Annotated in this window: 2 protein-coding genes and 2 tRNA genes; 2 read left to right on the top strand and 2 right to left on the bottom strand. The window is 66.6% G+C overall.

Annotated features, from left to right (window positions below):
- Nucleotides 1-69: 69 nt before the first annotated feature.
- A tRNA-Pro gene (locus FG99_RS30630) sits at nucleotides 70-146 on the bottom strand.
- A gap of 9 nt (nucleotides 147-155) precedes the next feature.
- Nucleotides 156-231: transfer RNA gene (locus FG99_RS30635), tRNA-Asn, on the bottom strand.
- Nucleotides 232-440: 209 nt separating this feature from the next.
- On the opposite strand from FG99_RS30635, the gene FG99_RS30640 reads away from it, so the two are divergent.
- A complete protein-coding gene (locus tag FG99_RS30640) occupies nucleotides 441-2,786 on the top strand; it encodes a DUF1631 domain-containing protein (RefSeq protein ID WP_043274045.1) in 2,346 nt (781 codons plus the stop codon).
- 3 nt (nucleotides 2,787-2,789) lie between these two features.
- Entirely contained in the window at nucleotides 2,790-3,122 is a 333-nt protein-coding gene (locus tag FG99_RS30645; protein ID WP_043274046.1) for a PilZ domain-containing protein, read from the top strand.
- Nucleotides 3,123-3,289 lie beyond the last annotated feature (167 nt).

Genomic DNA, 3,289 nt, shown 5'->3' on the forward strand with positions numbered 1-3,289 from the left:
AGGATTCGAACCTACGACCAATTGGTTAAAAGCCAACTGCTCTACCGACTGAGCTAACGACCCTCGATATGGTCGGGGTAGAGAGATTCGAACTCCCGACATCCTGCTCCCAAAGCAGGCGCGCTACCGGACTGCGCTATACCCCGCTTGGAAGTTGGCTCCGCGACCTGGACTCGAACCAGGGACCCAGTGATTAACAGTCACTTGCTCTACCGACTGAGCTATCGCGGAACGACGAGCCTTCCAATCCCTTCTACGTTTCGGCATTGCCGTTTCCCGTATCAGAGGCGCGCCATTTTACGGGTCTCGAACGGACTGTCAACCCTCTGATCCAAAAAGTTTTTCTTCTTTTTCTTTGCAGGCCGGCAGGCAGATTGCTATATCTGCATAAAACAAGTTGCCCTCGCCTGCAGGCGCTGAGATCACGGACAGGATCGCCCATGAGTTCGAAGGACACCCCGCCGTCTTCCAACGTCGCCAGCCGGGCCATCCAGCCACGCTTCGGCGAGCTGGTACAGGGCTGCCGGCAGTTGGCGATGAACCACCTGGCGGAACTCCTGGCGGCGGTTTTCGCCCAGGTCGACGACACCCTCTTCGAATGCGCCGAGAAGGCCGAGAACAACCAGGTGCAGGCGCTGTTCTTCGACAGCATGCGCGAGATCCGCCGCCAGCGCCCCACCCTCGAGCGCCTTTATCACCAGCGCTTCGCCAAGGGCCTTGGCGACTTCATGCAGGGCACCCTGCCCTCCCGGGCGCACCTGGAGGAGCTGGACGTCGAGCAGCTGTCCCTGGTCGGCAACGAGGAATACGAGGAAACCCTGCTCATCACCAACATGGTGAACCAGGTCAAGGCGCAGTGCGCGCAATCCCTGTTCGCCCTGGACCAGCGCCTGGCCCTGCTCAACAACGGCAGCAAGCTGGCCGAGGACAGCAACCCCTTCGGCCCCCAGGCGATCGCCCAGTGCTTCCGCGAGATGCTCGCGGAAAGCCGCTTCGCCCTGCGCATCAAGACCGTGCTCTATGTCTTGTTCGACCAGCAGGTGATGCGCAACCTGCCGCCTCTATATGAACAGCTGAACCGGCGCCTGACCGAGGCCGGCATCCTGCCCAACCTGCGCTACCGCGCCCAGCAGGGCTCTCGCCCGGCACCCCGCCCGAGCGCAGCGGCCCCCGGACAAGCCACGCCAGCGACGCCGGCAGAGACCAGCGGCGGAGGCAGCAACGCCGCGATGCCTCCCGGCGCCCCGGGCGCATCCGCCAGTACCGAAGCGCCGCCGCTGGACTTCAGCGAGCTGCCGCCCTACCCGCCCAGCGACCAGCAGGCGCTCTACGGCGGCCTCAACGCCCTGCTCGCCGAACACCGGCGGCGCGGCCTGGAGAACTTCGGCCATAGCGACAGCATCGCCCGCCTGACGCCACGCGGCGCTACCCGCACCTACAGCGCCGGGGAGCTGCTCGACGCGCTCAACCGCCTGCAGCGCATCTCCGCCCAGGACCTCGCCCGGCGCATCCGCCAGCCCCAGGCGGTCCAGCAGTTCAAGGAGGACCTGCATCAGCAACTGGAAGCCGGCAGCGACCGCCCCGGGCAGAACAAGCTGACCGACCAGGAAGCCGACGTCATCGACCTGGTCGGCATGGTCTTCGACTTCATCCTCGACGACGAAAGCCTGCCGGACAGCTGCAAGACCACCCTCTCCCACCTGCACACACCCTTCCTCAAGGTAGCCCTGCTGGACAAGGCGCTGTTCACCCAGCACCACCACCCGGCCCGCCGCCTGCTCAACGCCATGGCCCAGGCCGGTTCGCTGTACGGCGGCGACGGCGAGGAGCGCGGGCTGCTGGCGAAGATGCACTGGGTGGTCGAGCGGGTGATCCAGGACTTCGCCGGCGACCTGCGCCTGTTCGACGAGCTGCTCGGCGACTTCAACGAATACATCGGCAACATCCGCCAGAAGGCCGAACTGCGCGAACGCCGCGCCACCGAGGCGGCCCGCGGCCGCGACCGCCTGCTGGGCGCGCGCGAACAGGCGATCGAGGTCATCCGCAAGGCCTGCGCCGAACGCGAACTGCCGCAGCTGGTGCGCAACTTCCTCGACCTCAGCTGGGCCGACGCCCTGACCTTCATCCTCCTGCGCAACGGCGAGGACAGCGACGAATGGCGCCGCGCCTGCGAGATCGCCGAGCAACTGGCCTGGAGCGTCACGCCGCAGGACAGCGCCGGCCGCGCGCGCCTGCAAGCCATGCGCCCGACGCTGCTGGAAGACCTGCGCAAGGGCCTGGAAGTGCTCGGCGGCTACCACGAGGAAGGCATCCGCCGCCTGCTGCAGGACCTGGTCGCCTGCCAGCACGCGATCCAGGCGCAGCAGCCGGAAATCGCCGCCAGGCTGCACCCCGAACTGCCGGAAAGCCCGCTGGGGGCGATGCTCGACGGCGAAAGCGTGGCCGAGCGGCAGACCGAGGAAAGCCTGTCCATCCGCGCCCGGGCGATCATGGAGGAACTGCGCCGCATCGAATTCGGCACCTGGTTCGAGTTCACCGACAGCACGCCGCCACGGCGCCTGAAGCTGTCCTGGTTCAGCCCCACCACGCGCAACTATATGTTCGTCGATCACCTGGGGCAGCGCGTCGCCGTCAAACCCATCGGCCAGTTGGCGCTGGAGATGGAACAGGGCAAGGTGCGCCTGGCCGGAGCCGGGGCTCAGCCCCTGGTCGACCGCGCGCTCGGCGCCATCTACCGCATGCTGCAGCGCTTTGCCGGGCGCCCCAACAGCCCATCCGAGGAGTAAGCGATGGACGAACGCCGCCAGCACAACCGGCACAGCACGGACCTGAAGGTCGAGGTCTTCGACCGCCACACCGGACGCAGCCTCGGCCGCCTGGCCGACCTGTCCGTCGAAGGCTTCATGCTCTGCGGCGTCGACGTGCCGGCGGCGGATTCGGTGCTGGAATGCCGCCTGGTGCCCCTGCCGCCGCTGCACGAGGTGGGCGAGATCACCCTGGGCGCCGACTGCCTGTGGAGCCGCAGTGGCGGCGAGGGTCAGCTGGGCTGGGCAGGCTTCCACATCATCGACCTGGCGGACGACCAGGCGAAGGCGCTGGAGGAGTTGATAGCGCATCTTTGAGGGAGGCTTCGTGCTACACGGACCATTCCCGATTTCCCAGCTGGGCTCCTCGTAGGAGCGAGCTTGCTCGCGAATGGTGTTCTGCCGGAAGGAGTTGGCAGGATTCCAAAGAACGCCCTCTCCCTAACCCTCTCCCTGAAGGGAGAGGGGACCGTTGGGCAGACGCT

This window comes from Pseudomonas sp. AAC, assembly GCF_000725445.1.
Classification (GTDB): domain Bacteria; phylum Pseudomonadota; class Gammaproteobacteria; order Pseudomonadales; family Pseudomonadaceae; genus Pseudomonas; species Pseudomonas citronellolis.

What these genes read in the sequence shown, in the direction of transcription:
- FG99_RS30640 (WP_043274045.1), top strand. Translation starts at nt 441, where the DNA reads ATGAGTTCGAAGGACACCCCGCCGTCTTCCAACGTCGCCAGCCGGGCC.
- FG99_RS30645 (WP_043274046.1), top strand. Translation starts at nt 2,790, where the DNA reads ATGGACGAACGCCGCCAGCACAACCGGCACAGCACGGACCTGAAGGTC.